The organism is Vibrio sp. 10N.261.46.A3, from assembly GCF_041472995.1.
GTDB lineage: Bacteria > Pseudomonadota > Gammaproteobacteria > Enterobacterales > Vibrionaceae > Vibrio > Vibrio coralliirubri.
The window spans coordinates 1-2,084 of record NZ_JBFRRH010000085.1 but is presented as its reverse complement, the minus strand read 5'-3'; the positions used below and the strand labels follow the sequence as shown (position 1 = coordinate 2,084).

At 45.8% G+C, this 2,084-nt stretch carries 1 protein-coding gene and 1 pseudogene; both read left to right on the top strand.

Translation table 11 applies throughout. The features are described from left to right. Positions 1–1,062 (top strand): annotated as a pseudogene (locus AB4484_RS19635) (hypothetical protein); the annotation flags it as partial. Between the two features lie 755 nt (positions 1,063–1,817). After that, positions 1,818–2,084, top strand: a 267-nt coding sequence (locus AB4484_RS19630) for a replication initiation protein (RefSeq protein WP_372079910.1), incomplete at its 3' end; no start/stop codon positions are given.

Sequence of the window (2,084 nt, the reverse complement as noted above, 5' to 3'; positions counted from 1 at the left end):
GCCGGCAACAGCGCAGATAACCAAGCGTTCCCTGCGGGAGTTCCTGTGCAACTGACGTTTGGTGTTGGTTTTACGGATGGCAGCGCGTATTCAACGGATGCCGCCGCGACAGACTCAGGCTTCATGGCGTGGGCCATTAGCCCAGTAGCAACCGGGGCAACCATCTCCAGTGAGGGCGTACTGAATACCTCCGCCGTCACACCCGGGACAGTGCTGACGATAACCGCGACGGGCAATGATCCATATGATACCGAGACTGACAGTATTGACGTTGATGTTTCAAATGCCGTTCCAGTTTCTGGCTCCGCGCTTGTAGACATAGCAGGCAACAGCGCCGATAAACGAGTGTTCCCAGTGGGGTCTCCTGTGCAACTGACGTTTGGTGTTGATTTTACTGATGGCAGCGCGTATTCAACGGATGCCGCCGCGACAGACTCAGGCTTCATGGCGTGGGCCATTAGCCCAGTAGCAACCGGGGCAACCATCTCCAGTGAGGGCGTACTGAATACCTCCGCCGTCACACCCGGGACAGTGCTGACGATAACCGCAACGGGCAATGATCCATATGATGCCGAGACTGACAGCATTGAGATTGATACCTGCCTCTTAAATGAGGCATGTATTGACCTTGTAGATTTTGGTGAGGGTAAGCTGATTACCAGTTCACCTTCAGTGGCTTATATATCCAGTATTGGAGGTCGTCCGGGAGAATCTATTTATACAGAAGATGGAAGTTACGTCGTAACTGGTGATTTTTACCAGTACACTTGGGGCAGCGCAAATGCAGTGTGCGATACTTACAACCTCCAGAGTGTCGGTGGGAGAACTGACTGGCGATTACCGGAAACGCACGAGTGGCTGGAGGCGTACGGTGTGATGAGTAGCAAGCCATTAGATAGTTTTGCTAATTGGTCGTGGGGCTTCACTTGGTCGGCGACCACTGATGGTCGTATTTCTTCTATTTCTGGTGATGTGATGTATGATATTCTCTATTTTGATGGTAGCGTACATCAGTTAGGTAGTGAGGTGCCGTCTTACGTATCCTGCATCTCATATCCTTAAAATTGATCGTTTTTTGTTTGAGTCGGCACTTCAAGAGTATTCTCCAAGTAATGTTCTAAGTAAGAGCCACGATAAGGTCGCCAAGGGCGGCCTTTTTGATGTTACAGGGTTATTATTTGGGTTATCTATGGCGTCTGACCTAACGTTGACTATCCCTTAACTATGTTGGCTTCTATAATATGATGATTTAACGTAACGACACTTAATCCGCACTGAGATTCAGATACAACGAAGAACGGCTCCCAATAGGGAGCCGTTCTTCGTTGTGTTTTGGGGAATAAATAACGTTTAACTCCTGCTATTAATATAATTATTAGGATTTTCATCATCCGAAATCTTCCCACATAGTCACCTTTCATAAATCAGTAGCTTCACAAGTCTATTTCTCTTTAATATCAATAGTATAAGCTCCTTCTGGGTGCTACTTGAAAAGTAGGCCCTGAGGGAGCGAACCAAAAAAATGACAAGCTAAAATAAAAAGGTTGTTGTTAGAACTAATAGATCGTTGATGTTGTTCGGAAATAAGATTTTGAATTGATAAGTGGTTATTTGTGATTGATTGAACTTTGAAGTGTTAGGAGGGGGAATTGCGAAGTAAGATGTTGAGGGGTAAGATAAACGTCAGATAAAACAAAGCCCTGAATCTTACTAATCAACTTGGTGGAAGATTTAAGATAGCAGGGCATCGCATAAAGGAAATTTTAGCACATGCACTTACAAAAACAATCATCAAACCGCCATAAGTGCGGTTATGAGTGAAAGCTAAACAATCAAACGCTCTTCAACTCGACCTAATCGAGACGCTTCCTCATAAGCCGTATTGCACTGATGAACTCGGTGTCACTTACATACGCCCTAAAACCACAGCGATCAAGAAGAAGTATCTGCAAGTGAATCAACCTAAGTTGGTCACTTATCTGATCTTTGATATTGACCGTCAAGGCGGAGTATTGGCGTGGTACGACAACGATCTTCCAACGCCATACTGGACTTCAAAGAACCGGGGTGTGAAGCCCAATGGA